This is a genomic window from Caballeronia sp. INML1 (assembly GCF_023631085.1).
Classification (GTDB): domain Bacteria; phylum Pseudomonadota; class Gammaproteobacteria; order Burkholderiales; family Burkholderiaceae; genus Caballeronia; species Caballeronia turbans.
The window spans coordinates 25,565-49,283 of the sequence record NZ_JALQDT010000087.1; the positions used below are offsets into that span (position 1 = coordinate 25,565).

Below are 23,719 nucleotides of genomic sequence, written 5' to 3' on the forward strand. Positions count from 1 at the left end.
AAGGACGAGGCGACATGAAACCCAGCGATTTCGAAGTGCATGATCCGCGTTTCAGGCTGCTGCTTCAGCCGAACGCGTTCCTTTCCCGCCTGACGGACGAATGCCTCTGGGCCGAAGGGCCGGTCTATTTTCCGGCGACGGACCTGCTCGTCTGGAGCGACATACCGAATAACCGCATGTTGCGCTGGGCGCCGGGGATGGGCGTCGGCGTATTTCGCGCGCCATCGAACTACAGCAACGGCAACACGCGCGACCGCGAAGGGCGGCTCGTGAGCTGCGAGCACGGCGCGCGGCGCGTGACGCGCACCGAGCACGACGGCAGTGTGACGGTGCTTGCCTCGCACTTCGAAGGCAAGCGGCTGAACTCGCCGAACGATGTCGTCGTCGATTCGAAGGGCGACATCTGGTTCACGGACCCCGATTACGGCATTCTGAGCGACTACGAAGGCTATCGCGCCGAGAGCGAGATCGGCCGATGCAACGTGTATCGCGTATCGCCCGACGGCGCGCGCGTGCAACTCGTCTGCGACGACTTCGTGAAGCCCAACGGCCTGGCCTTTTCGCCGGACGAATCGCGGCTCTATATCGCGGATTCCGCCGCTTCCCATGACGACCACGCGCCGCGCCACATCCGCGTGTTCGATGTATCGGGCGAAGGCGTATTGCGTAACGGCCGAGTGTTCATCGAGATGCAAAGCGGCGTGCCGGACGGCATGCGGATCGACGAGCACGGCAATGTCTGGACGAGCGCGGAAGACGGCGTGCACTGCTACGCGCCCGACGGCGCGCTGCTCGGCAAGATTCTGATACCCGAGGTCGTCGCGAATCTGACGTTCGGCGGAATCAATCGCAATCGCCTGTTCATCGCGGCGACGTCATCGATCTATTCGCTTCATGTCGGCGTGCGCGGCGCGGGGCGATGAAAACATCAATAACCGGAGACGAGCATGAAGACAAGAATACTTGCCGTGGCGCTGTGCATGGCTACCGCGTCGGCGGGCGCGTCGGCGCAGGTCGCAACGGGCGACACGGCGTCGATGAAGATCGCGCTGTCGAACAACTACGCGGGCAATAGCTGGCGCCAGCAGATGCTCAAGAGCTGGGCCAACGTTGCCGATCCGGCCGTCAAGCAGAAGGTCGTCGCGGCGGCGCCCAGCTTCACGACGGCGGAGAGCCAGGCGACCGAGCAGGTCCAGCAGATTCAAAACCTCATCCTGCAAGGCTTCAAGGCCATCGCCGTCGATGCCGTTTCGCCCACGGCGCTCAACGGCGTCATCAAGCAGGCGTGCGGCGCGGGCGTGACGGTCGTATCGTTCGATGGCATCGCGACCGAGCCGTGCGCGTATCGCATTGCGGTGGATTTTCAGGGCATGGGCCGGATGCAGGTCGATTACCTGGCGAAGCGGCTGAACGGTAAAGGCAATCTGCTGGAAATTCGCGGACTCGCCGGCGTCTCCGTGGACGATGAGATTCATCAGGGCATCGTCGATGAGCTCAAGAAATATCCGGGGATGAAGATCGTCGGTTCGGTGCATGGAGACTGGACGCAGACGGTCGCGCAAAAGCAGGTCGCGGGCATCCTGCCGACCTTGCCGAAGATCGACGGCGTGGTCACGCAAGGCGGCGACGGCTTCGGCGCTGCGCAGGCGCTCAAGGCCGCGGGCCGGCCGACGCCGATCATCATTCTCGGCAACCGGCAGGAAGAGCTCGCCTGGTGGGCCGATCAGAAGAAGAGCGGTTACGAGACGATGTCGGTGACGATCCCGCCGGGCGCGTCCTCGTTCGCATTCTGGGTGACGCAGCAGATTCTTGCCGGCAAGAAGGTGCCGCACGACATTCGTATGCCAGTCTTGGAAGTGAAGCCGGAAGAGCTCGACGCGGTGCTCGCCAGGACGCCTGCGGGTGCGTTGGCGAACAAGGAATACACGCGCGAGGAAGTCGTCGCGGTGGTGGATGGGAAGAAGTAGGAAAAGTCGGGAGGGTGGGGGCGGTTGCTCGAGCCGCCCCGACATCGCGCCGTCGTCCTGACGATCGCGGATGTCTTCTGACGCGACGGCCGAGTGCACCGTCAGCGGGATTCATCGCACCACGAGTGGGTTGCCGCTGAACCCGAATGGATCACGGCAGAGCGGCACGGGTCGGCGACACTAACGCCAAGTGCTTGTTTCAAAACCCGAAGTTATCACTGGCACGGACAGTGCATTAATGCGTTCAACTTGTATTCAAGATTGAACTCATGAAAGCGACTGCTGTCACCGACGACAACGCGCCGCTCACCATCCGCGCACTTCTCGATGCCTACGCGCGCGGCGACACCGATCCGCAGCGAATCGTCGCCGCGACGCTGGCGCGCATCGACGCCAGCGCGCGGCCGGAAGCATGGACGCTCGTCGTTCCCACGTCGGATCTGCAAGCGACAGCGGCGTCGCTTGCACGCGAACTCGCTGAAGCCGGGCCTGCGATCTTCAAGAGCAAGCCTCTCTTCGGCGTGCCGTTCGCGGTAAAGGACAACATCGATATCGCGGGCTTGCCGACGACCGCCGCATGCCCCGCCTTCGCCTACACGCCCGCCGAAACGGCGTTCGCGGTGCAGCGTCTCATCGATGCGGGCGCGATACTTATCGGCAAGACGAATCTCGATCAGTTCGCGACCGGGCTCGTCGGCACCCGTTCGCCGCACGGCGCCGTGCGACAGGTTAGCCATCCGGAATATGTGTCGGGCGGATCGAGTTCCGGTTCGGCGGTGTCGGTGGCGCAGGGCATCGTCGCGTTTTCCCTCGGCACCGATACCGCCGGTTCGGGCCGCGTGCCGGCGGGCTTCAACGGCATCGTCGGATTGAAACCGTCGTTGGGACTGGTCAGCAAGCGCGGCGTCGTGCCCGCATGCAGGAGCCTCGATACGCTGTCGATCTTCGCGCACGACGTCGCCGATGCCTGGCTCGTCCTACAACAGATGGCCGCTTTCGATCCGCTCGACGGTTATTCGCGCCGTGTCGCATCGCTCGGTTTGCTGCCGGATGCGCCGCGTCTCGCGATTCCGGACACGCTCGAATTTTTCGGCGATACGCAGGCGGCCGACGCGTTCGCGGCGACGCTCGATCGCCTGAACCTCGCGCCCGCGACGTTTCCCTTCGCGCCCATGCAACGCACGGCGGCGTTGCTCTACGACGGCCCCTGGGTCGCGGAACGCCGCGCGGCGCTGGGCGGGTTCTTCGTCACAAATCACGACGACATCGATCCGACCGTAGCGAAGGTGATCGGCAAAGCGGATGCCTTTTCCGCCGCCGATGCCTACGACGCGCAATACGAGCTCATGCTGCTCAAGCGCGAGGCGGAAGCGCTGTTCGACGACATCGACATCCTGATCGTGCCCACGACGCCGACGCATCCGACCATCGCGGAGGTGCAGGCGAAACCGGTCGAAGTGAACAGCCGTCTCGGCATCTACACGAATTTCGTCAATCTGCTCGATCTGTGCGCGCTTGCCGTGCCGGGTCTGCCGCGCGCCGATGGTCTGCCCGCGGGCATCACGCTGATCGGCCCGTCGGGCGCGGATCAGCGGCTCGCGGTGCTCGGTGCAAAGTTTCAGGCGCTTATCGATGCAGACATCGATCCGCTGCCGCTTCAGGAGCCGAGCGTCACGCTGGCCGTCGTCGGCGCACATCTGCGCAACATGCCGCTCGAATGGCAGATGAAGCAGGCGGGCGCGCGGTTCATCGAGGAAACGGTGACGTCGCCGCATTACCGGCTCTACGCATTGGCCGATACCCAGCCGCCGAAGCCCGGACTTGTGCGTACCCGAAACGATGGCACCTCGATCGCCATCGAGTTATGGGACATGCCCGTGCGGACCTTCGGCGCATTCGTCGCGGCGATTCCCGCGCCGCTCGGCATCGGCACGGTCACGACCGCCGATGGCCGCATCGTCAAAGGGTTCATCTGCGAACCCGCCGCCGTCGCGCCTGAAAGCGGCGCACGCGACATCACGTCGTTCGGCGGCTGGCGCGCGTACCGGCACAGCCTCGTCTCATCATCCAGCGATCAACTCAAACAGGAAGCTACGTCATGACCAATCGCCGCCAGTTCATCAAAGGCGCGGGCGCACTCGCGCTCGGCAGCGCGCTGCCGTTCGACCTCGCCTTCGGCGCAAGCAATCTCACCGTCGGCGTGATCTATGTCGGCGCGAAGGGCGATTACGGCTATAACCAGGCGCAGGCGCAGGCCGCGGCGATCATCAAGAAGATGCCGGGCGTGAAGGTGGTCGAGGAAGAGAACGTGCCCGAGACCGTCGCCGTGCAAAAGACGATGGAAGCGATGATCGAACAGGACGGCGCGACGCTCATCTTCGCGACCTCGTTCGGTTACTTCGATCCGCACGTGCTCAAGATGGCCGCGAAGTACCCGAAGGTCCGCTTCGCGCATTGCGGCGGTTTGTGGAAGCAGGGCAATCCGCCGAATATCGCGAGCTACTTCGGCTATATCGATGAATGTCAGTATCTCAACGGCGTCGTCGCGGGACACGCGAGCAAGAGCAAGAAGCTCGGCTTCGTCGCCGCCAAGCCGATTCCGCAAGTGCTGCGCAATATCAACGCATTCACGCTCGGCGCGCAATCGGTGGATCCTTCGATCACCACGCACGTCATCTTCACCGGCGACTGGTCGATGCCGGTCAAGGAAGCCGAAGCGGCCAACAGTCTCGTCGATCAGGGATGCGACGTGCTGACCTGTCACGTCGATGGCCCGAAGGTCGTCATCGAAACGGCGGAGAAACGCGGCGCGATGAGTTGCGGTTATCACGCGAGTCAGGCTGCGCTTGCGCCGAAGGGTTATCTGACGGGCGCGGAGTGGGACTGGGCGACGCCCTTCAAGGAACTCGTCACGGACGCGCAAACCGCGAAGCCGCAGCCGAACATCCTGCGCGGCGGCCTGAGAGAAGGCTTCGTGAAGATGTCGCCCTACGGCGCGAAGGTCACCGCCGACGCGAAGTCGAATGCGGACGCTATCAAATCGAAAATGGCGGCGGGCGACTACGTGATCTTCAAAGGCCCGATGAAGGACAACAAGGGCGGCAGCGCCATTGCATCGGGCACGGCTTACGCGCAGACGGATATCAAGCTCGAAAGCATGAACTATCTCGTCGCGGGCGTCGTCGGGCAGATCTGATTCAAACCTTCGCGGAGCGGTCATGCGTTCTTATCCTCTGTTACCGCGCGTGGCGCTGGGCGCGTTGCCCGCTTTGCCGACGTTGTGCGCGCTCATCGGCACGCTGCTGCTGTTTTCGCTGTTCCTGCTCGTGCAGGGCCAGCCGGCCGGCGATGCGCTCGTGCTGATCGGGCAGGGCGCATTCGGCTCGTCGTTCGCGTGGCAGAGCACGTTGCTGCGCGCCGCGCCGCTGATGCTCACCGCGTTGTGCGTCGCGTTGCCCGCGCAGGTCGGCTTGATCGTGATCGGCGGCGAAGGCGCGCTGGCGCTCGGCGGACTGGCATCGGCGGTCGTGGCGACGGTCGTGCCCGCCGCGATGCCGTGGTTCATCGCCGCTCCGTTGATGGCGCTCGCCGGCATGATCGCGGGCGGCGTGTGGATCGGCGCGGTCGGCGCGATGCGCCAACTGCGCGGCGTGAACGAGACCATCAGCAGCCTGTTGATGTCGTATATCGCGATTGCGCTGTTCAAGCATCTCGTCGAAGGTCCGTTGCGCGATCCCGCCAGTCTCAACAAGCCTTCGACGCCGCCCGTTCCCGATGCGTTCGCCGTCGGTTCGTTGCCCGGCCTCGATGTGCATTGGGGCTTGTTCTGGGGCGCGCTCGCATGCGTCGCGGCGTGGGTGTTCGTGCGCCACAGCACCAAAGGCTTCGCGATGCGCATCGCGGGCGGCAACAACCATGCGGCGAAACTCGTCGGCCTGCCGGTGAACAAACTCGCGATCGCAGCCTGCGCGATGGGCGGCGCGGCGGCCGGTCTCGCGGGCATGTTCGAAGTCGCGGCGGTGCAGGGCAGCGCGAACGCATCGCTGCTCGCCGGTTACGGGTATGCGGGGATTCTCGTCGCGTTCGCGGCGCGTCAGAACCCGTTGTCGATCATTCTGTGCGCGGTGCTCGTCGGCGGTATCGAAGCAAGCGGTTCGCTCTTGCAGCGCCGCCTGGGTTTGCCCGATGCCACCACGCTCGTCCTGCAAGGCCTGCTATTCGCCAATCTGCTCGCGTGGGAAGCGATGGGCGGCCGCCTCGAGGCATGGCGCATCAGGCTGCAGGCGATGTCGGTCGCGCATTCGCCGGTTCGACTGGAGGGCACTCATGTTTGATGCACATTCACCCGTCGCCGTGCTGCTGCTGTCGCTGTTCGCGGGCGCCGTTCGCGTGAGCACGCCGTATCTGTTCGTGAGCATCGGCGAATGTCTGACGGAGAAGGGCGGGCGCGTCAATCTCGGCCTCGAAGGCATTCTCGTATCCGGTGCGATGACCGGTTACGCCGCCGCGTATCTTTCCGGCTCGCCGTGGCTCGGCGTGCTCGCGGCCGGCTGCGCCGGCTTGCTGCTCGGCTGTCTGCACGGCCTCGTGTGCTCATTGCCGCGCGTGTCGGACATCGCGTTCGGCATTGCGCTGATGCTCGTCGGCACCGGCCTCGCGTTCTATCTCGGCAAGCCGTTCATCGAACCGCAAGCGCCGATGTTGTCATCGCTCGACTTCGGCTCATGGGCATCGTCGCCGCAGTTGCATAACGCGCTGCATGTCAATCCGCTCTTCATCATCGGCGTGGCGCTGGCATTCGCGCTGCAATGGGGCTTGCGTCATACGCGCTGGGGCATGGCTTTGCGTCTCGTCGGCGAGAACGCGGAAAGCGCCCGCGCGATGGGTTATCCGATCACGCGGGTGCGCATTCTCGCGACGACGGTCGGCGGATTCTTCGCGGGCGTGGGCGGCGCGTATCTGTCGCTGGTGTATCCGGGAAGCTGGAACGAAGGCCTGTCGAGCGGACAAGGTCTGATGGCCGTCGCGCTCGTCATCTTCGCGCGCTGGCAGCCGTTGCGGTGCCTGTGGGCCGCGCTGATCTTCGGCGCGGCGGGGGCGCTCGGCCCTGCGTTGCAGGCCATCGGCGTGACGAGCGGTTACTACCTCTTCAACGCCGCGCCCTACGTGCTCACGCTCGTCATCATGATGATCAATTGCCGTCCCGACCGCACGCTCGCGGGCGCGCCCGGCGAGCTCAGTCTCACGCGCTGAACGCCACTCTCACGGAGCCAAACACATGAGCCGCTTCATCGAAGCACGTCCCTATCCGTGGCCTTACGACGGCAATCTGCGGCCGGACAACACCGCGCTCGTCATTATCGACATGCAGACGGATTTCTGCGGCATCGGCGGTTATGTCGACAAGATGGGCTATGACCTGTCGATGACGCGCGCGCCGATCGAACCGATCAGGAACGTGCTCACGCTGATGCGCGAACAAGGCTTCACGATCATTCATACACGCGAAGGGCATCGGCCCGATCTGTCGGACTTGCCCGCCAACAAGCGATGGAGAAGCCGCCGTGCGGGAACGAACGGCGTCGGCATCGGCGACGACGGGCCTTGCGGCAAGATACTCGTGCGCGGCGAACCGGGCTGGGAGATCATCGACGAACTGAAGCCCATCGAAGGCGAGATCGTCATCGACAAGCCCGGCAAAGGCTCGTTCTGCGCGACGGACCTCGAAATGGTATTGCGTACGCGCGGCATCGTGAATCTGGTGTTGACGGGCATCACGACCGATGTCTGCGTCCACACGACGATGCGCGAAGCGAACGATCGCGGCTTCGAATGCACCATCCTCGCGGACTGCTGCGGCGCGACCGATCAGGGCAATCACGACGCTGCGCTCAACATGGTGCTGATGCAGGGCGGCGTGTTCGGCACGGTATCGGATTCGAAGGCCTTGCTCGCAACCTTGGGACGCTGACCATGAACGCCCCGACCAAAGCGATGAGCGTGGAAGTGCTCGGCGCGACCAAGCGCTTCGGCGCGTTCACCGCGCTCGACGACGTGACGCTCAAGGTGCGCGCGGGCACCGTGCATGCGCTGCTCGGCGAAAACGGCGCGGGCAAGAGCACGCTCGTCAAAGGGCTTGTCGGCTATGGCGTGCTCGATGACGGCGAGATCGTCGCGGATACGCGGCAGGTGAAGATCGCCTCGCCGCGCGATGCGCAAGCGCTCGGCATCGGCATGGTGTATCAGCATTTCACGCTGGCGGCGGGCTTGTCGGTCGAAGAGAACTTGCTGCTCGCACGCGGACGATTGCCATGGAAGATCGACTGGCCGAAGGAAGGCGCCGCGCTCGATGCCTTCATGCGTTCCATGCCCTTTCGCCTGCCGCTCGATGCGCCCGTTTCCGCTCTCGCCGCAGGAGAAAAGCAGAAGCTCGAAATCCTGAAACAGCTCTATTTGCAGCAGCGTTTCCTGATTCTCGATGAACCCACATCGGTACTCACGCCGCAGGAAGCCGACGAAGTGCTCGGCCTGATGCGCGAGCTCGCCACGCGCGGCGAACTCACGGTGCTGATGATCACGCACAAGTTCCGCGAAGTGATGGCTTACGCAGACGATGTCACCGTGTTGCGCAAAGGCAAGCTCGTCGGCACGAGCGCGGTCGCGCAGACGAGCCGCGACAGGCTGGCCGCGTGGATGATGGGCGGTGAAGCATCGAAGAAGGACGATCCCGAGCTCGCTGAGACGCGGCCCGAACGCAAGCCGCTCGATGCGAATGCGCCGGTACGTCTCGCGCTTTCGAGCCTCAACGTCATCGACGATCGTGGACATCGGGCGGTGCGTGACGTTTCGCTGAGCGTGAAGTCGGGCGAGATACTTGGCATCGCGGGCGTATCGGGCAATGGACAGAAGGAACTGATCGAGGCGCTCGTCGGCCAGCGCCGCGTGCATGGCGGAGAGATGCGTATGCATGGCGCGCCGTACCGCGCGACGCGTGAGGAGATGACGCGGCTGCGCGTGTTTGCGTTGCCCGAAGAACCGCTGCGCAACGCGTGCGTCGCGAACATGAGCATCGAGGATAACTTCGCCTTGCGCGACTTCGACCGCGCGCCGATGAAGCGCCACGGCTGGCGTCTCGATCGCCGCGCGATGCGCGAGCGCGCCGAACGTCTCATCGCCGAATTCAACGTCAAGCCGCCGGTGCCGGCACGCGCCATCGGCACGCTGTCGGGCGGCAATGTGCAGCGCGCCGTGCTTGCGCGCGAGCTGGGGCAAGCGGTGAATGTGCTGATCGTCGCGAACCCCGTTTTCGGGCTCGATTTCGCATCGGTCGCGGATATTCATGCGCGCATTCTCGCTGCGCGCGATGCGGGCGCTGCCGTGCTGCTCGTCAGCGAAGACCTCGATGAACTGCTGGAACTGGCGGATCGCATCGCGGTGATGGCGGAAGGGCGGCTGGTGCACGAGACGGCTGCGAGCGGCGCGGATCGCGTCGCGTTGGGAAGACACATGGCGGGTCATGTCGAAAGCGCCGCGGCCGATACATCTGAGCCGCTCGCCGTTCACGCATAAGGGAGCAAGGAAGAATGAGTTCAAGCGGTCTCGGTGGATTGAACAAGTCGCCGCAAGGCATCGTCGTGGGTCTCGTGCAGTTGCAGAATCCCGATGTCGCCACGCCGGAACAACTGGCCGCGCAGACGGGGCGCATCGTCGAACTGATCGGCAAGGCACGCCGCAATAACCCGTCGATGGATCTCGTCGTATTCCCCGAATACATGCTGCACGGGCTCTCGATGGATACGAACGATGCCATCATGTGTTCGCTCGACGGGCCCGAAGTGGCGGCGTTCAAGGCGGCGTGCATCGAGCATCGCATCTGGGGATGTTTCTCCATCATGGAGCGCAATCCGGGCGGCAATCCCTATAACAGCGGGATCATCATCGACGATCGGGGCGAGGTGCAGCTCTACTATCGCAAGCTGCATCCCTGGGTGCCGGTCGAGCCGTGGGAGCCGGGCAATCTCGGCGTGCCGGTGTGTATCGGGCCGAAGGGGGCGAAGCTGTCGCTCATCATCTGTCATGACGGCATGTTTCCGGAGATGGCGCGCGAGGCCGCTTACAAGGGCGCGGAAATCATCTTGCGTACAGCGGGCTACACCGCGCCTATTCGCCATGCATGGACGATCACGAATCAATCGAACGCATTCCAGAACCTCGCGCAGACCGCGAGCGTGTGTCTGTGCGGCAGCGACGGCACGTTCGACTCGATGGGCGAAGGCATGTTCTGCGATTTCGACGGCACCGTGATGGTCGAAGGCAGTCATCGCCCGGATGAAATCATCACGTGTGAGATGCGCCCGGATCTCGTGCGCGAAGCACGCATTCACTGGGGCGTGGAGAACAACATCTATCAGTTCGGGCATCGTGGTTATGTGGCCGTGAAGGGCGGTGCGCAGGATTGTCCGTACACGTTCATGCAGGACATGGTGCGTGGCGAATATCGTTTGCCCTGGGATCACGAAGTCGTCGTAAAGGACGGGACGTCATGCGGTTTTCCGAGACCCGAACGCCGATACGAGGGCTGATGCGATGCTTACTCTGACGCGCGCTCAACCATCGCCTTTCACATTCGATGCGGCGCATACGGCGCTGATCGTGATCGACATGCAGCGCGATTTCGTCGAGCCGGGCGGCTTCGGCGAAGCGCTCGGCAACGATGTGTCGCTGCTTGCGTCGATCGTGCCGACTGTCGCGCATCTGCTCGACCATGCGCGCGATCGCGGCTGGCTCGTCGTGCATACGCGCGAATCTCATGCGCCCGATCTCTCCGATTGTCCCGATGCAAAGCGGCTGCGCGGCGCACCGCGGGCGCGCATCGGCGATATGGGACCGATGGGTCGCATCCTCGTGCGCGGAGAACCGGGCAACGCCATCGTCGACGCGGTCGCGCCCATCGCAGGCGAGATCGTCATCGACAAGCCCGGCAAAGGCGCGTTCTATGCGACGCGTCTCGACGAGGAACTCGCGCGACGCGGCATCACGCATCTCGTGTTCGCGGGCGTCACGACCGAAGTCTGCGTGCAGACGAGCATTCGCGAAGCGAACGATCGCGGCTACGAATGCGTGCTGATCGAAGACGCGACGGCAAGCTACATTCCGGCGTTCAAGACCGCGACCATCGAGATGATTCGCTCGCAGGGCGGCATCGTCGGATGGACGGCTACGCTCGCTGACCTGGTGGAGAATTGATGGAAGTGAATCGTCCCGAAACGGTGGCCGAAGTCGAGCGCGCGTTTATCGCCTATGAAAAGGCGCTCGTGGATAACGATGTCGAAACCATGAACGTGCTGTTCTGGCACGCGCCTGAAACGGTACGATATGGCATCGCGGAAGTGCAGCATGGCGGCGATGAAATCCGCCGCTGGCGTGAGACGTGCGCGCCGGTGCCGCGTTCGCGGCGTTTGCATCGAACGGTGGTGACGACGTTCGGCGCGGACTACGCCTGCGTGAGCACCGAGTTCAAAAGCGACGCGACGCCTTTGCTTGGACGTCAGATGCAGACATGGGCGCGCATCGGCGATGCATCGAATGCGTTCGCGGGATGGACCATCGTCGCGGCGCATGTGAGCCTGATCGAAACGCCCTGAAAGAGGCATTAGCCGGAGACAGCGAATCAACTCGCCCAAACTTACGGACAGCAGCGGCGTGCGCGCCATTCAGAGCGCCAATCCGCTTGCCGAGCAGGTTTATCAGCGGTTAAAGCGAGACATCTTCAGCTTTCGCCTGTTTCCGGGCGATCGCTTCTCGGAGACCGACATCGCGCAATACTACGGGGTGTCCCGTACGCCGATGCGCGACGCGCTGTTTCGCTTGCTGCGTGAAGGCTATCTCGAAGTCGGGTTCAGGCGTGGCTGGAAGGTATCCGAGATCAACTTCGCGCAGCTCGATCAATTGTATGACTTGCGCATCGTGCTGGAGACCGCGTCACTCGACAAACTGGCGAGCACCGCGCCGCCGCATCCGGAGATCGATGCCCTGAAATCGGTCTGGTGCGTGTCGCCCGATGCGCAGCAGAGCGATCCGGTCTTGATGTTCGGCATGGACGAGGACTTTCATCGCGGACTCGTGCGCGCGAGCGGCAATGGCGAGATGCTGCGCGTGCATAACGAAGTAACGGAGCGCATCCGGATTGTGCGGCGGCTGGATTTCCTGAAGCCGCATCGCACGAGCGCGACCTACGATGAGCACGCGAAGATGCTGCGCTTCATCGATCGCGGCAAGTACGGCGAAGCGGCCATGCTGCTGCGCGCGCATATCACTCAAAGCAAGCTGGAGGTGCGCAAGATTACCGTGTCGATGTTGACGGAGGCGCGCGATCGGAAGTTGCCGTTCGTTGGGTGAGGGGCGGCATCGTCTGCCTTTGAAGATCCGTTCGATGCCTGAGTAGCCGCGAGCGAGGTCGCGGTCCGCTGGAAGTTCAGCACAGTGTGGCGGTTCGAAGTCCCTGCCATTGCCGACGCTGACGTCCTCGCTATTATCGCGATCTTCGGCAACCGGCCAGTTCCAGCCACCCAGACAAGTTTTCTGACCGTGCCGGTCTGGGCGGAGATGAGACGGCCGCCGTAACGTTACGAATGCCCGCCCTCCGGCGTCGTGAGGTCGAAACCACGCATCGTTTGGATGCCATGCTGTGTGCGGCACATCATCAGCTTAAGCGGCCGGTGCCCATTCCGGTGGCGCGAGTGCCGGTCCAACCAACGACGAAGGCTTAAGCACGCGACGAACTGGACCCTGTACGCTCGGGAACCTCCAAGAGATGTCGTCCGGCTTTGCACCTATCGTTGAGCGGGGAATGACCATTGGCGCACCACTTGTCCTTCGATGGAAGCCTTTGCTCCGGCACCGAAGCATGTCAAGATCATTGCAGTGAGTGCTGGCAACTGGACACTCCGATCGCGCAGGAAAGGACATGGAGCTTCGGCATCTTCGCTATTTCATCGCTGTCGCCGAGTTGCGCAGCGTGCGGGCCGCATCAGAGCACCTGCACGTGACGCAACCGGCGATATCCCGGCAGGTTCAGGATCTCGAAGACGCCATCGGCGCAACGCTGTTCGAGCGAACGCCGCGCGGCCTGAAGCTGACGCCGGCGGGCGAGGCGTATCTTTCGGAAGCGCGCGGCATTCTCGGGCGCGTCGATGCCGCGAACCGGCTCGCGCGCCGCATCGCATCCGGCGTGCAAGGGCATCTGCGTATCGGGTTCGTCGAAAACGCTGCGTGGAGCGGCATCGTTTCGCGCGCGCTGAGCGCCTTCGAACAGGCCGCGCCGGATGTCGCACTCGAACTCACGCCGATGAACACGCCCGAACAGCTCGATGCATTGGCTGCGGGGCGGCTCGACGGCGGTTTTGCCTATCGCTTCGGCGCGCTGCCCGAAGGCATCGCGAGCGTGCATGTGCTCGACCAGAACGTCGTGCTGGCGGTGCCGGAATCGTGGCAGCAAGGCAGCGCGGGCGCCGTCGATGCGCGAGAACTCGCCGGCAAGCCGTTCATCGCGTTTCCGCGCCGCGTCTATCCCGCGTATTACGACCGCCTGCTTGCAGCGTGCGCCGAACGGGGGCTCACGCTCGATATCCGCCAGGAAGCATCGACGGAAACGGCGATTCTCTCGCTGGTATCGGCGGGAATGGGCGCGGCCATCGTCAATGCCGCGAATCGCGACCGGCCGCCCGCCCGGGTGCGCTTTGTCGAATTGCGCGATCTCTCCGTGCCTTTGCCGCTCGAATTCTGTTTCGTCGCGCAGGAGGCCAATCCCGCGCTGAAGCGTTTCGTCGAACTGCTGGCCTAGCGGCTCGACGGCCCGGCGGGTGATGCCTCGCAGGCATCGCCCGCCGCAGAAAACGGCATTGGCCGCACGCTTTTTCGTCGCCGATAGTAAAGACACCCCAAGCTCTTTACCGATCGCGCCATGTCCACATCCGCTTCTCTCATCGCTACCGATATCGACTTCGAACGCACGGGCTTTCAGACGGGCACGTTGCGTCTGCCGTATTCGCACGACCGCTCGGCATACGGACACGTCCCCATTCCGCTCGCCGTGCTCAATGCCGGCGCGGGCGCGGGCCCGACCCTCCTGCTGACGGGCGGCAATCACGGTGACGAGTACGAAGGCCCCGTCGCGCTGATGAAGCTGATGCAGCGCATGCAGTCCATGACGATACGTGGCCGCCTGATCGTGATTCCCGCGCTGAACTTCCCCGCATTCATCAACGGCACGCGCACGTCGCCGATCGATCGCGGCAACCTGAACCGCGTGTTCCCCGGCGCGCGCAACGGCCAGCCGACGGAGATGATCGCGCACTACGTGGAAACCGAACTGCTGCCGCGCGCCGACGTCGCGATAGACCTGCATGCGGGCGGCGCATCGTTCGATCATGCGCCGACACTGCTTGCATCGCCGCCCGCCGAACGCGAACGGCGCGCGCTGTACATGGACCTCGTGCGCGAATTCGGCGCGCCGAACACGATGATCATGGACCTGCTCGGCGAGGACCGCACGATGGCAGCGGCTGCCGAACGTCACGGCAAGCTCTTTCTGTGCGGCGAATTCGGCGGACACGCCGGCTGCGATGCCGCGAATCTCGGGATTGTCGAGAGCGGCTTGCAGCGCGTGTTGCAGCGGCTCGGCGTGATCCCGGACGCCGATACCGCGGCACCCCGCAAGACGCGCTTCCTGCGAGTCGAAGGCGCGCGTCATTACGTGTACTCGCCGCTTGCCGGTGTCTTCGAACCGGCGTTCAAGCTTGGCGATCAGGTGCGCGGAGGTCAACTGGCCGGACGCCTGTTCGATCCGCATCGCCCGTGGCAAGCACCGCTCGATATCGCGTTCCGTGGCGACGGCATCGTGATGTGCATGCGGACTTTCGCGCGCGTCGAACCAGGCGACTGCATCGCGCTGCTCGCTTCCGAAACCCACGCCGATTGAGCCGGTCCATCAACCCCGGAGACCGCATATGAGCGATCACCCCGTTTCGAGCCGGCCCGTCGCCGACGCCGCACGCATCACGCCCTACGACAGCGTGCGCCATCCCGTGTATATCGTGCTGCTGTTCTTCGTCTGCTTTGCGTTTTCTTATCTGGACCGCCAGGTCGTCAGCATTCTCGTGCAGCCGATCAAGCAGTCGCTTGCGCTCTCCGATACGCAAATCGGCTTGCTGCAAGGGTTTTCGTTCACGATGTGCTACGCAACGGCGGGTGTGTTCGTCGCGCGCCTCGTCGATCGGGGAAATCGCGTCAAGCTGATCGCCGCGTGCATCGCCATCTGGGCGATATCGACGGCGGCGTGCGGCTTCGCGACCAATTTCACGGAACTGCTCCTTGCGCGTGCGGGCACGGCTGTCGCCGAGGCCGCGCTGAGTCCCGCCGCGCTGTCGATTTTCAGTGACATCTTTCCGCCGCGCCGCGTGGCGCGCGCGAGCAGTGTCTTCATGCTCGGGCCGTATGTCGGCGGCGGCGCTGCGCTGTTTGGCGGCGGCATGTTGCTCTCGGCGGCGGCGACGGGCGATGGCAACGCATGGCTCCTCGCGCGAGGCTTTGAGCCGTGGCAAGCGGTGTTCGTTGCGGTCGGCTTGCCCGGTCTGCTTTTGGCGGCGCTCGTGGCGTTCACGGTCCGCGAACCGGCGAGACGCGAGGCGGACATGCAGCGCGCGCGCAGGCACGACGAGATGCCTTCGCTGCGCGACGTGCTCGCCGAACTGTTCGTGCGCAATCGCTTCTGCCTGCCTTACTTCGCGGCCTACGTTGCGTTGATCACGCTGTTCTATTCGCACGCCGCGTGGTTTCCGACCTTGCTGATGCGGCATTTTCAGCTCGCACCGAAAGTCGTCGGACAGATGGCCGCGCCCGCGTACATGATCGGCGGCATGCTGGGGGTTGCATGCGCGGGCCTGCTTTCGACGCGCGTCACCGACGACACCGCGTTGCGCAAGGTGCTCGGCTTCTCCGCGTGCGCCGTTGCGTTGCTGATGCCCGCCGCCGTCGCCATGCCGCTCGTCGCCAGCAGCGAGCTTGCCATCGTGCTCTATGGCATCAGCGCATTGACTGCCAGTATCGCGATGGGACTCGCGCCCGTGCCGCTGCAGATTGCCGTGCCGAACCGCATGCGGGGCCGTTCGCTGGCTCTGCTCGTGTTCATGACGAATGCGATTAGCGGCGGCGTGGGTCCGCTGTCGGTCGGCTATCTGAACGAGCGGCTCGGAGCGACCGGCGCCAGCCTCGGCATGTCGCTTGCGATCGTCGGCGGCGCCTCGGCATTCATCAGCGTGATTCTGTACGCATTGGCGACTCGCCGGGTGAGCGCTGCGAACTCACATTGAAACCAGGAGAACGGACGCCATGACATCCGCATCTCAAGTGCATCATGTCGGCGCGGCGACCATCACGCGCGTCGATGAAACGTGCTTCGCGCTCGCACCGGACCGGCTGTTTCCCGCGTGGACGGCCGAGGACGGGCGAGCGCTCGGCGAGCGCTTCGCCACCGACACGCTCGACCTCGCCAATGCGCGCGTGCAGTTGAAGACCCATCTCTGGTTGGTCGAAATCGACGGCATGACGCTCGTCGTCGATACGGGAATCGGCAACGGCAAGTCGCGGCCATTCAGCGCGCTATTCGACAAGCTCGATAACCCCGTGATGAAACGGCTCGAATCAGCGGGCTTCGCGCGGGAGAAGATCGATTACGTGCTGCTCACGCATTTGCATGTCGATCACGTCGGCTGGAATACGCATTGGCAAGATGGCCGCTGGGCGCTCGTGTTCCCGAACGCGACGTACGTCTTCGGCGAGCGCGAACGCGATTCCTTTTTCATGCCGGAAGGCGAATCGCGTCGTATGGTGTTCGAGGACAGCGTGCTGCCGGTGATCGAATCGGGTCAGGCGCGCGTCGTACCGGACGAGGGCGAAGAGATTCTCGACGGCATCCGCTTCATGCCGACCTTCGGCCACAGCATCGGGCACATGGCGATCGAAATCTGCTCGCGCGGCGAAACGGCGCTCTTTTCCGGCGACGTGATGCACAGCGCCGTGCAGGTGCATCGACCGGAATGGAATTCGATGTTCTGTCTCGACCAGCAGCAGGCGCGTGCATCGCGAGCGCGTCTGCTCGCGCATGCAGCGGATACGGGCGCGACGATATTCGCCGCGCATTTCGCCGAGACGTCGGCGGGAACCGTCACGCGAACCGCGGAAGGCTTCGAATGGCGCTATGCGTGAATGAGGCAAAGAATGTGACCGATGTCCGAAATGGTCCGGTCTGTCGACATCGATGTTTGCAAACGCCAAGGGCTGTTAGGGTCGACTGCGGCCAAGCGAGGCGGACCAGGGCATTGCCCGATGCCCGAATAGGCCAGGACGCTTGCCAGGCCGAGGAAGGACAAGGTGGCAAGCCTGGCTCAAGCGACTGTCGAGGCCGTTTGTTTCGATGTTGCGCTTCGGTGCAGTCCGATTGCCTTACATCGACCCGCTGCAAAATCGTCCAATACTTTTGGAAATGGAACTCATAGCATTGTCTCCATCACTATTTTTTGGAGAGAGGCAGTGTTTTCGCAAACCGAGACTCGCACGTCCAACGAACCGGAAGCCACGCAAAAGCCGGAGCGTTGTGTCATCGTCGTGGACGAATTGCTGCCGCCGGGGAAAGCGTCCAACGCAGCCGCAGTCGTGGCGTTTACGCTGGGCCAGCGTCACAGCCGTCTCGTCGGGGCGCCATTGCGCGGGCGCGATGGCGCGGTACATCCGGGACTCATTCCTATCGGCATTCCGGTGCTCAGGGCCACATCGCTTCAATTGAGCGAATTGCGTCAACGGTCGCTGGCGCATTGCGACGTCGTGGGCTTTCCCGTGCAAGGACAGGCAACCACGGACTACAACGCGTTTCTCGATGCCGTCCTGGCTCATCCCGAAGAATCGCTTCAATATCTGGCGATCGGTCTGGTCGGCTCGAAGAACCGGATCGGCAAACTCGTCGGTGGTTTCTCGCTGTTCGCATGATGAAAGCGAATATAACGACACAACTCGATGGACGGATCGGGTCCATCGGAATCGACCGCCCTGAGAAGCGCAACGCGCTCGATGCCGCGATGTTCGCCGCACTGGCCGATGCTCTGCAGCAGACGCAGTCCGACATGCGCGTGCATTGCGTCCTGCTGCACGGAACCGCCGATAGCTTCTGCGCGGGCCACGACACTGCCGCGTTCAAAACGCTCTGGCCACAGCCCGCCGACGGCGTGGTCAGACGCTGCATCCGCGCGTTTTCGGAGCAAACGAAACCGCTGCTGGCGGCGGTCAATGGCCCGGCCGTGGGATTCGGCGCCACGATGCTACTTCACGCCGACTGGGTAGTCGCCGGCGAGAGCGCGATGTTCCGCTTTTCGTTTGCCGATCTCGGCATCGTTCCCGAAGCGGGCGCAACGGCATTGCTGGCCCGCCGCGTGGGCGATCTGACGGCGCGCGACTGGCTGTTGAGCGGCCGCGCGATTGCCGCGGACGAAGCCCTTCTGCATGGATTCGTCTCGCGCCTCGTACCCGACGCGAATGTGCGCGACGCGGCTAACGAATACGCCATGTGCCTCGCCGCCAAACCGCCGGGCGCGCTGCAGGCCACGCGACGCTTGTTGTTGGAGGGCGCCACTTCGTCGACGCGAGAGGCAATCGAAAACGAGCTCGCTCATCTGAACACCTTCATCCCGGCGCTCACCTCGACATCGACCGCTCATGGCTAAAGTTCACGTCGTCCATGCCCACCCGGAACCGCGCTCCTTCTGCACGGCAATGGCCCACGAGGCCCGACGCCTGATGGAGTTGCGTGGCGACGACGTGAGTTTTTCGGACCTGTACGCACTAGACTTCGACCCGGTGGCTCGTGCCAGCGAGTTCGCCGAACGTGCAAACGTCGACTACCTTGTCTATTCATTGGAGCAGCGCCACGCGCTTGTGCACGACACGCTTGCGTCCGGCGTCCGGCGCGAGGTCGACGCGCTTCTCGCGAGCGATACGCTCATGCTGGTGTTTCCCCTCTACTGGTTTTCGGTGCCTGCGCTGATCAAGGGATGGATCGACCGCTGTTTCCTGTCGGGCGCGCTGTACGGCGGAAAGCGCATTTATGGCCGTGGTGGCATGGTCGGCAAGCGCGCGGTGGTCGGCGTGACGCTGGGCGGCCGGGAGCACATGTTCGGTGAGCAGGGTATCCACGGCGAACTTGCGGGCGGCATGTTGCGCCATCTGCTGCAAGGTACGTTGGGATATGTGGGCTTCGAGGTGCTCGAGCCGTTCTTTGCGTGGCACGTTCCGTACTGCACCGACGAGCAGCGGTCGGCCACGATGGCCCGCTGGCGCGACTTTATCGATCGACTCGACGAGCAACCGCGTATCCCGATGCCGCGGCTCGAGGACTATGATGACGTGTTCCGGCCACTTCGCGATTCGTCCGATCATGAAAGCTAAAGCGCCGACGCATTCGGTCAAGCTCTGGCGCGCGCCAGACGTCATGGACGCCGTCATGCTCAAGGGCCGGTTCGTCGGCCACCGGTATCCTCCGCACGCGCACGACACGCACTGCCTCGCGGTGATCACCGGCGGGGCTTTGGCGGTCGAGGTGCGGGACCAGCGTCGCATATGCCGCCCCGGCGACGTGATCGTCATCGATGCCGATGTCGTGCATTCCGGCGCCGCGGCAGGAGACGGCCAGTGGAAAATGCGCGTCGAACATGTGCAACCCGCGGCGCTGGCCGCCTACTGTGACCGGCTCGGCATTCCTCGGCGCGACCGGTTCGACGTCGCGAGCCCGTTCATCATCGACGCTCAACTGTCACGCAATCTCTACGGCATAAACTGGTGTTCCGAGGTGGACGACGACCCCTTCAAGCGCAGTGAAGCGCTGGCTTGCGCGGTCATTGGGTTATGTGGTCTGCACGCGGGCCGCTCGGCGCGCTTGCCCGCCGTGCGCAGCGAGCCGGCTCTCGTGCGCACGGTAAAGCGCCGGCTGCGCCAGGACTTGGATGCGAGGTTGACCTTGTCGACGCTCGCGTCGGAGTTCGACGTCACGCCCTTTGTCCTGCTGCGCGCCTTTGTCCGCGAGACGGGACTGAGTCCGCATGCCTTTCAGCAGCAGACGCGCGTACGCAATGCGATGCCGATGCTTCGTCAAGGCATATCCCTTTCGGAGGTTGGCGCGCGAACAGGCTTCGCGGACCAGTCGCACTTTACGCGCGTGTTCAAGCAACAAACTGGCGTGACACCGAAGGTCTATCAGGCTGCATTCCTTTGAACGGCTCGGTGAACGTCGGTTCAGGCGAAAGCGGGGTAGTCGAGATAGCCCTCCGGCCCTTGCGTGAACCACAACACGCCCTTATCGGCCGCCAGCGGAGCGCCTGCGCTAAAGCGCTGCGGCAAATCGGGATTTGCGATGAACGGCCGGCCAAAGGCGATGCGTCCGCCTCGTCGCTGGAGATAGCCGCCGCCGCACGATCGAGACCGTAGTCCGAATTGAGGATGGACACGTCTGCGAATGCCTTCCTGATGGCAGGCGCGAAGGGCGGCCGGTCGGAAGTGCCAAAATCCCGTTCATCGGCGGCTCGCGAAGTTCAAGATGCGCGACGCCGAGCGCCGATAGTGTCCGAGCCGCAGCGACAAAAACGGGCTCCGGATCACTGTCGCGCACGCCCTGGTCCGTGCCGTTGGGCGTGAGCCGTACTCCGGTGCGGCCAGCGCCGGCTATCCCGATCACGGCCTGCGTGACTTCCCTGAGCAGCCGGACGCGATTTTCGATGCTGCCGCCGTAGGCGTCGTCCCGCAAGTTGGTGCCGTCGCGCAAGAACTCATCGATCAGATAGCCGTTGGCGGCGTGCACCTGCACGCCATCGAATCCCGCGCGCAAGGCATTTCGCGTAGCGCGGCGAAAATCGTCGAGCAGTGCGGGCACTTCGTCTGCGCGCATGGGTCTGCCCGCGACATGGGGCTGCTTGCCGCTATAGGTATGCGCGTGTCCCGGCGCGGTCGTGCCCGAAGCCGATAACGGCTGCGCGCCGCCATTGAAGCTGGGATGCACGGTGCGGCCCATGTGCCAAAGCTGCGCGATGATGCGCCCGCCGGCCGAGTGCACGGCGTCGGTTACGCGCAGCCAGCCTGCAACCTGTTCGTCGGACCAGAGGCCCGTTGCGAAGGGCCATCCCAACCCCTGCTGCGCGATACCGATCGCTTCGCTGATTATGAGTCCGGCGCTCGCGCGCTGGGCGTAATACTGCGCCATGATCGTCGTCGGCAAGTGATACCGCGTACCCCGCGCGCGAGTCATAGGTGCCATGAAGATGCGATTGGGCGCTTCGATGTCGCCCAGCCGGATCGGGTCGAAAAGCGTGGTCATGGCTTTCTCCGTTGGCTTTTGCGGTTACACGAGGCGCGCGCCGCCATCGACGTTGAGCGTCGCTCCGTTCATGAAGCCATTGGTCATCAGGAACACCACGCCCGCGCCGGCTTCGCTGGCGGTGCCGAGACGATGCAGCGGCAAGGTTTTCTCCATATTCGACACGACCGTATCGCGCGCGTCACCGAGCGCCTTGCGCAGAATCGGCGTGTCGATCGGACCGGGCGACAGCGTGTTGACGCGCACCGGCGCCAGTTCGAGGGCCAGGCCGCGCGCGAGCGCTTCCATAGCCGCCGACGCCGCCGCGAGCACTGCGGTGCCGTAGGCGTTCGGACGGTCGGCGAGACTGCCCGAGATGAACGTGATCGAGCCATCGGCGCTCAAGCGGTCTCCCAGGGCGCGAATGACGTGCACGGCCGCCCAGATGCGTTCCTCGAACGCGATCCGCAAATGCGCTACGTGGGCCTCGCGCACCGTCCCTGCGACGAAGGTGCCGGCCAGCAGAACCAGATGATCGACCTTCGGAATGTCGCTTACCGCCTGCTGCAGAGCGTCGGCGTCGGTCACGTCGGCCGCGCGCCATCCGGCGAAGCCATGCTGCGCGGCGACGCGTTGCGCCGTATCCGCCGATCGCCCGACCACGACGACCGCCGCGCCCGCCCGTTTCGCCTGAAGAGCCGCATCGAGCCCGATGCCCGACGTGCCGCCGAAAATGAGTGCCGTCTTGCCTGCGAGTGCGTGGTGAGCGACTGCTGCCGCCTGTGCGTCCTGCGTTTTCGTATTCGCGTTCATGTCCTTCTCCTTTTTGACTTCGCCGGTTTGGCGTCGATGGGAGAAGGTTAATTCGCGAAACCTGGATTGATAATTGGGCAGCAATTCGCTTTAATGATGCCATCATGGAACAAATCGCTATCGAAAGATTGACTGGGCTGATCGCATTCGCGCGCGCCGCATCCCTTGGCAGCTATACGGCCGCCGCGCGTTCGCTATCCGTTTCGCCATCGGCGATCAGCAAAAGCATCCAGCGGCTGGAGCAGCACTTCGGACTCAAGCTGTTCAGTCGGACCACGCGCTCGCTGACGCTGACGCCGGAGGGGCGGGATCTTCTGGAGCGCACGCAACGGTTATTGCGCGAGGCGGAAGGTATCGAGCAAGGCGTCGCCGCTGCGCGCGCGGAGCCGGCCGGAACGCTCAAGGTGACCGCGCCGTTGCCCGTCGGCGTGAACATCCTCGCGCCCGCACTGCCGGCGTTTCGCCGGCGGCATCCGAAAGTGACCGTCGATGTGCGCCTGAGCGATCGCTACGTCGATCTGATCGAGGAGGGCGTGGATGTCGCCATTCGAGTCGGCAATCCCGGCGACGCGCGGTTGATCGCGCGCCGTCTCGCACCGCATCGGATTTGCGCGTTCGCATCGCCTGAATATCTGCGGGAGCGAGGCGTGCCGCAGCATCCGAACGATCTCTTGCAGCACGATTGCGTGAACTTCAGATATCAGTCGACGGGGCAGGAGGCCGCGTGGCTTTTCGACGTGGGAGGCAAACTCGTTGAGTTCTCGCCTGCGTCGGCCTTGATTATCGACGTCAGCGACGCGATTGCCGCGACGCTGGCCGCAGGCGCCGGAATCGGAATTTCGACGACGTATATCGCAGCGCCATACGTCCAAAGGCGCGAACTCGTACCTGTGCTGCACGAGTTCGCCTATGACCGATTCCATCTGCATGCCGTGTGGCCCGAGAGCCGGCGCAGCAATCCGGCGGTGAGAGCGTTTGTCGGCTTTCTGCAGGATATCTTTCCATCTCCCGCACCCTGGGACGTCCTGGTGCAGGCTCATGCTTCCTAGCGCGGCATGATTTACATAATGCAAATTAGCGTATTTTTGGTTTGTTGCGGCTTTATCCTAATGTCGTGTTCTGGCTATTTACAGATGTCGTGTTTTGACCTCGGCATGCTTGCCGATTCTCCGCTGCGGCCGGCTTCGACGGCAGCGAACGAACCGATCACGACGACCTTCAAACGCAGTGCCCATTCACCCGTTCGGCGCGCGTCACCGTATGTCCGACCAGGAGACCCGAATCATAGGCGCGTTCGAGCGCCCGCCCGATGTCCTCGACGCGGCACATGCGTATGTCGGCGTTGGGTTTGCCCATCGGATCGAATGATTCAATGCCGAGCTCGTCGCGGGCGATCGTTAATAGCGGCTCCCAATAAGCTTCAGCTTCGTTGCGGTAGATCATGATGCGCGCTCCTTTCGCTTGCATTTACTAATTAACAAGGTTAATGGGATCGCGGAGCGAAGCCTGCGACGGATCGACGCAATTGGAGCGTCGTCTCTAGAAACCA

Annotated in this window: 24 protein-coding genes; 21 read left to right on the forward strand and 3 right to left on the reverse strand. The window is 63.7% G+C overall.

Annotation, left to right across the window (positions count from 1 at the left end; genetic code table 11):
- The first annotated feature begins 14 nt into the window (after positions 1-14).
- The 20 genes from NCR38_RS33435 to NCR38_RS33530 all read left to right on the forward strand — a co-directional run bounded on the left by NCR38_RS33435 (position 15) and on the right by NCR38_RS33530 (position 20,283).
- Complete coding sequence (locus NCR38_RS33435) at positions 15-923, forward strand: SMP-30/gluconolactonase/LRE family protein (RefSeq protein ID WP_061117256.1); 909 nt, start codon at positions 15-17, stop codon at positions 921-923.
- 24 nt (positions 924-947) lie between these two features.
- Complete coding sequence (locus NCR38_RS33440; protein ID WP_061116975.1) at positions 948-1,967, forward strand: ABC transporter substrate-binding protein; 1,020 nt, start codon at positions 948-950, stop codon at positions 1,965-1,967.
- Positions 1,968-2,236: 269 nt separating this feature from the next.
- A complete protein-coding gene (atzF, locus tag NCR38_RS33445) occupies positions 2,237-4,069 on the forward strand; it encodes an allophanate hydrolase (protein ID WP_086960827.1) in 1,833 nt (610 codons plus the stop codon).
- Complete coding sequence (locus NCR38_RS33450; protein WP_061116976.1) at positions 4,066-5,163, forward strand: BMP family ABC transporter substrate-binding protein; 1,098 nt, start codon at positions 4,066-4,068, stop codon at positions 5,161-5,163. The genes atzF and NCR38_RS33450 overlap by 4 nt, the downstream gene beginning before the upstream one ends.
- A 22-nt stretch (positions 5,164-5,185) precedes the next feature.
- A complete protein-coding gene (locus tag NCR38_RS33455; protein WP_061116977.1) occupies positions 5,186-6,301 on the forward strand; it encodes an ABC transporter permease in 1,116 nt (371 codons plus the stop codon).
- Complete coding sequence (locus tag NCR38_RS33460) at positions 6,294-7,220, forward strand: ABC transporter permease (RefSeq protein ID WP_061116978.1); 927 nt, start codon at positions 6,294-6,296, stop codon at positions 7,218-7,220. Before NCR38_RS33455 ends, NCR38_RS33460 begins: the two co-directional genes overlap by 8 nt.
- Positions 7,221-7,245: 25 nt before the next feature.
- A complete protein-coding gene (locus tag NCR38_RS33465; protein ID WP_061116979.1) occupies positions 7,246-7,938 on the forward strand; it encodes a cysteine hydrolase family protein in 693 nt (230 codons plus the stop codon).
- A gap of 2 nt (positions 7,939-7,940) precedes the next feature.
- Positions 7,941-9,536, forward strand: a complete 1,596-nt coding sequence (locus NCR38_RS33470; RefSeq protein ID WP_061116980.1) for an ABC transporter ATP-binding protein — start codon at positions 7,941-7,943, stop codon at positions 9,534-9,536.
- Between the two features lie 14 nt (positions 9,537-9,550).
- Positions 9,551-10,549, forward strand: a complete 999-nt coding sequence (locus tag NCR38_RS33475) for a formamidase (RefSeq protein WP_061116981.1) — start codon at positions 9,551-9,553, stop codon at positions 10,547-10,549.
- Positions 10,550-10,553: 4 nt separating this feature from the next.
- Complete coding sequence (locus NCR38_RS33480; protein WP_061116982.1) at positions 10,554-11,213, forward strand: cysteine hydrolase family protein; 660 nt, start codon at positions 10,554-10,556, stop codon at positions 11,211-11,213.
- Positions 11,213-11,611, forward strand: coding sequence for an oxalurate catabolism protein HpxZ (gene hpxZ, locus NCR38_RS33485; protein ID WP_061116983.1), 399 nt, complete (start codon positions 11,213-11,215; stop codon positions 11,609-11,611). The genes NCR38_RS33480 and hpxZ overlap by 1 nt, the downstream gene beginning before the upstream one ends.
- A gap of 58 nt (positions 11,612-11,669) precedes the next feature.
- A complete protein-coding gene (locus NCR38_RS33490; RefSeq protein ID WP_086960829.1) occupies positions 11,670-12,365 on the forward strand; it encodes a GntR family transcriptional regulator in 696 nt (231 codons plus the stop codon).
- A gap of 568 nt (positions 12,366-12,933) precedes the next feature.
- Entirely contained in the window at positions 12,934-13,809 is an 876-nt protein-coding gene (locus tag NCR38_RS33495; protein ID WP_061116985.1) for a LysR family transcriptional regulator, read from the forward strand.
- 120 nt (positions 13,810-13,929) lie between these two features.
- Positions 13,930-14,946, forward strand: coding sequence for a succinylglutamate desuccinylase/aspartoacylase family protein (locus NCR38_RS33500; protein ID WP_061116986.1), 1,017 nt, complete (start codon positions 13,930-13,932; stop codon positions 14,944-14,946).
- Between the two features lie 28 nt (positions 14,947-14,974).
- A complete protein-coding gene (locus tag NCR38_RS33505; RefSeq protein ID WP_061116987.1) occupies positions 14,975-16,336 on the forward strand; it encodes an MFS transporter in 1,362 nt (453 codons plus the stop codon).
- 19 nt (positions 16,337-16,355) lie between these two features.
- On the forward strand, positions 16,356-17,231 hold the full coding sequence (locus NCR38_RS33510) for an MBL fold metallo-hydrolase (protein WP_061116988.1): 876 nt from the start codon (positions 16,356-16,358) through the stop codon (positions 17,229-17,231).
- Between the two features lie 324 nt (positions 17,232-17,555).
- Positions 17,556-18,008, forward strand: a complete 453-nt coding sequence (locus tag NCR38_RS33515) for a DUF2000 domain-containing protein (RefSeq protein ID WP_061116989.1) — start codon at positions 17,556-17,558, stop codon at positions 18,006-18,008.
- A complete protein-coding gene (locus NCR38_RS33520) occupies positions 18,005-18,739 on the forward strand; it encodes an enoyl-CoA hydratase-related protein (RefSeq protein WP_061116990.1) in 735 nt (244 codons plus the stop codon). Before NCR38_RS33515 ends, NCR38_RS33520 begins: the two co-directional genes overlap by 4 nt.
- Positions 18,732-19,460 (forward strand): NAD(P)H-dependent oxidoreductase, encoded by a 729-nt coding sequence (locus NCR38_RS33525; protein WP_061116991.1) that lies wholly within the window; start codon positions 18,732-18,734, stop codon positions 19,458-19,460. Before NCR38_RS33520 ends, NCR38_RS33525 begins: the two co-directional genes overlap by 8 nt.
- The gene (locus NCR38_RS33530) at positions 19,411-20,283 is read left to right on the forward strand and encodes an AraC family transcriptional regulator (RefSeq protein WP_250478512.1); all 873 of its coding nucleotides are present in this window, start codon (positions 19,411-19,413) and stop codon (positions 20,281-20,283) included. The genes NCR38_RS33525 and NCR38_RS33530 overlap by 50 nt, the downstream gene beginning before the upstream one ends.
- Positions 20,284-20,391: 108 nt before the next feature.
- Here NCR38_RS33530 and NCR38_RS33535 read toward each other — a convergent pair whose 3' ends face one another.
- Both NCR38_RS33535 and NCR38_RS33540 read right to left on the reverse strand, forming a co-directional pair.
- Positions 20,392-21,378, reverse strand: a complete 987-nt coding sequence (locus NCR38_RS33535; RefSeq protein WP_311394692.1) for an alkene reductase — start codon at positions 21,376-21,378, stop codon at positions 20,392-20,394.
- 24 nt (positions 21,379-21,402) lie between these two features.
- On the reverse strand, positions 21,403-22,170 hold the full coding sequence (locus tag NCR38_RS33540; protein ID WP_061116993.1) for an SDR family oxidoreductase: 768 nt from the start codon (positions 22,168-22,170) through the stop codon (positions 21,403-21,405).
- Between the two features lie 104 nt (positions 22,171-22,274).
- Here NCR38_RS33540 and NCR38_RS33545 point away from each other — a divergent pair, with 104 nt between their 5' ends.
- Positions 22,275-23,219, forward strand: a complete 945-nt coding sequence (locus tag NCR38_RS33545; protein WP_061116994.1) for a LysR family transcriptional regulator — start codon at positions 22,275-22,277, stop codon at positions 23,217-23,219.
- 169 nt (positions 23,220-23,388) lie between these two features.
- On the opposite strand, the gene NCR38_RS33550 is transcribed toward NCR38_RS33545, so the two are convergent.
- A complete protein-coding gene (locus NCR38_RS33550; RefSeq protein ID WP_250478513.1) occupies positions 23,389-23,613 on the reverse strand; it encodes a DUF6900 domain-containing protein in 225 nt (74 codons plus the stop codon).
- Positions 23,614-23,719: the final 106 nt, after the last annotated feature.

Bases quoted from the DNA above. Each gene is read 5' to 3' on its own strand.
- NCR38_RS33435 (WP_061117256.1), top strand. From the start codon at position 15: ATGAAACCCAGCGATTTCGAAGTGCATGATCCGCGTTTCAGGCTGCTG.
- NCR38_RS33440 (WP_061116975.1), top strand. From the start codon at position 948: ATGAAGACAAGAATACTTGCCGTGGCGCTGTGCATGGCTACCGCGTCG.
- atzF (WP_086960827.1), top strand. From the start codon at position 2,237: ATGAAAGCGACTGCTGTCACCGACGACAACGCGCCGCTCACCATCCGC.
- NCR38_RS33450 (WP_061116976.1), top strand. From the start codon at position 4,066: ATGACCAATCGCCGCCAGTTCATCAAAGGCGCGGGCGCACTCGCGCTC.
- NCR38_RS33455 (WP_061116977.1), top strand. From the start codon at position 5,186: ATGCGTTCTTATCCTCTGTTACCGCGCGTGGCGCTGGGCGCGTTGCCC.
- NCR38_RS33460 (WP_061116978.1), top strand. From the start codon at position 6,294: ATGTTTGATGCACATTCACCCGTCGCCGTGCTGCTGCTGTCGCTGTTC.
- NCR38_RS33465 (WP_061116979.1), top strand. From the start codon at position 7,246: ATGAGCCGCTTCATCGAAGCACGTCCCTATCCGTGGCCTTACGACGGC.
- NCR38_RS33470 (WP_061116980.1), top strand. From the start codon at position 7,941: ATGAACGCCCCGACCAAAGCGATGAGCGTGGAAGTGCTCGGCGCGACC.
- NCR38_RS33475 (WP_061116981.1), top strand. From the start codon at position 9,551: ATGAGTTCAAGCGGTCTCGGTGGATTGAACAAGTCGCCGCAAGGCATC.
- NCR38_RS33480 (WP_061116982.1), top strand. From the start codon at position 10,554: ATGCTTACTCTGACGCGCGCTCAACCATCGCCTTTCACATTCGATGCG.
- hpxZ (WP_061116983.1), top strand. From the start codon at position 11,213: ATGGAAGTGAATCGTCCCGAAACGGTGGCCGAAGTCGAGCGCGCGTTT.
- NCR38_RS33495 (WP_061116985.1), top strand. From the start codon at position 12,934: ATGGAGCTTCGGCATCTTCGCTATTTCATCGCTGTCGCCGAGTTGCGC.
- NCR38_RS33500 (WP_061116986.1), top strand. From the start codon at position 13,930: ATGTCCACATCCGCTTCTCTCATCGCTACCGATATCGACTTCGAACGC.
- NCR38_RS33505 (WP_061116987.1), top strand. From the start codon at position 14,975: ATGAGCGATCACCCCGTTTCGAGCCGGCCCGTCGCCGACGCCGCACGC.
- NCR38_RS33510 (WP_061116988.1), top strand. From the start codon at position 16,356: ATGACATCCGCATCTCAAGTGCATCATGTCGGCGCGGCGACCATCACG.
- NCR38_RS33520 (WP_061116990.1), top strand. From the start codon at position 18,005: ATGATGAAAGCGAATATAACGACACAACTCGATGGACGGATCGGGTCC.
- NCR38_RS33525 (WP_061116991.1), top strand. From the start codon at position 18,732: ATGGCTAAAGTTCACGTCGTCCATGCCCACCCGGAACCGCGCTCCTTC.
- NCR38_RS33530 (WP_250478512.1), top strand. From the start codon at position 19,411: ATGATGACGTGTTCCGGCCACTTCGCGATTCGTCCGATCATGAAAGCT.
- NCR38_RS33535 (WP_311394692.1), bottom strand. From the start codon at position 21,378: ATGACCACGCTTTTCGACCCGATCCGGCTGGGCGACATCGAAGCGCCC.
- NCR38_RS33540 (WP_061116993.1), bottom strand. From the start codon at position 22,170: ATGAACGCGAATACGAAAACGCAGGACGCACAGGCGGCAGCAGTCGCT.
- NCR38_RS33545 (WP_061116994.1), top strand. From the start codon at position 22,275: ATGGAACAAATCGCTATCGAAAGATTGACTGGGCTGATCGCATTCGCG.
- NCR38_RS33550 (WP_250478513.1), bottom strand. From the start codon at position 23,613: ATGATCTACCGCAACGAAGCTGAAGCTTATTGGGAGCCGCTATTAACG.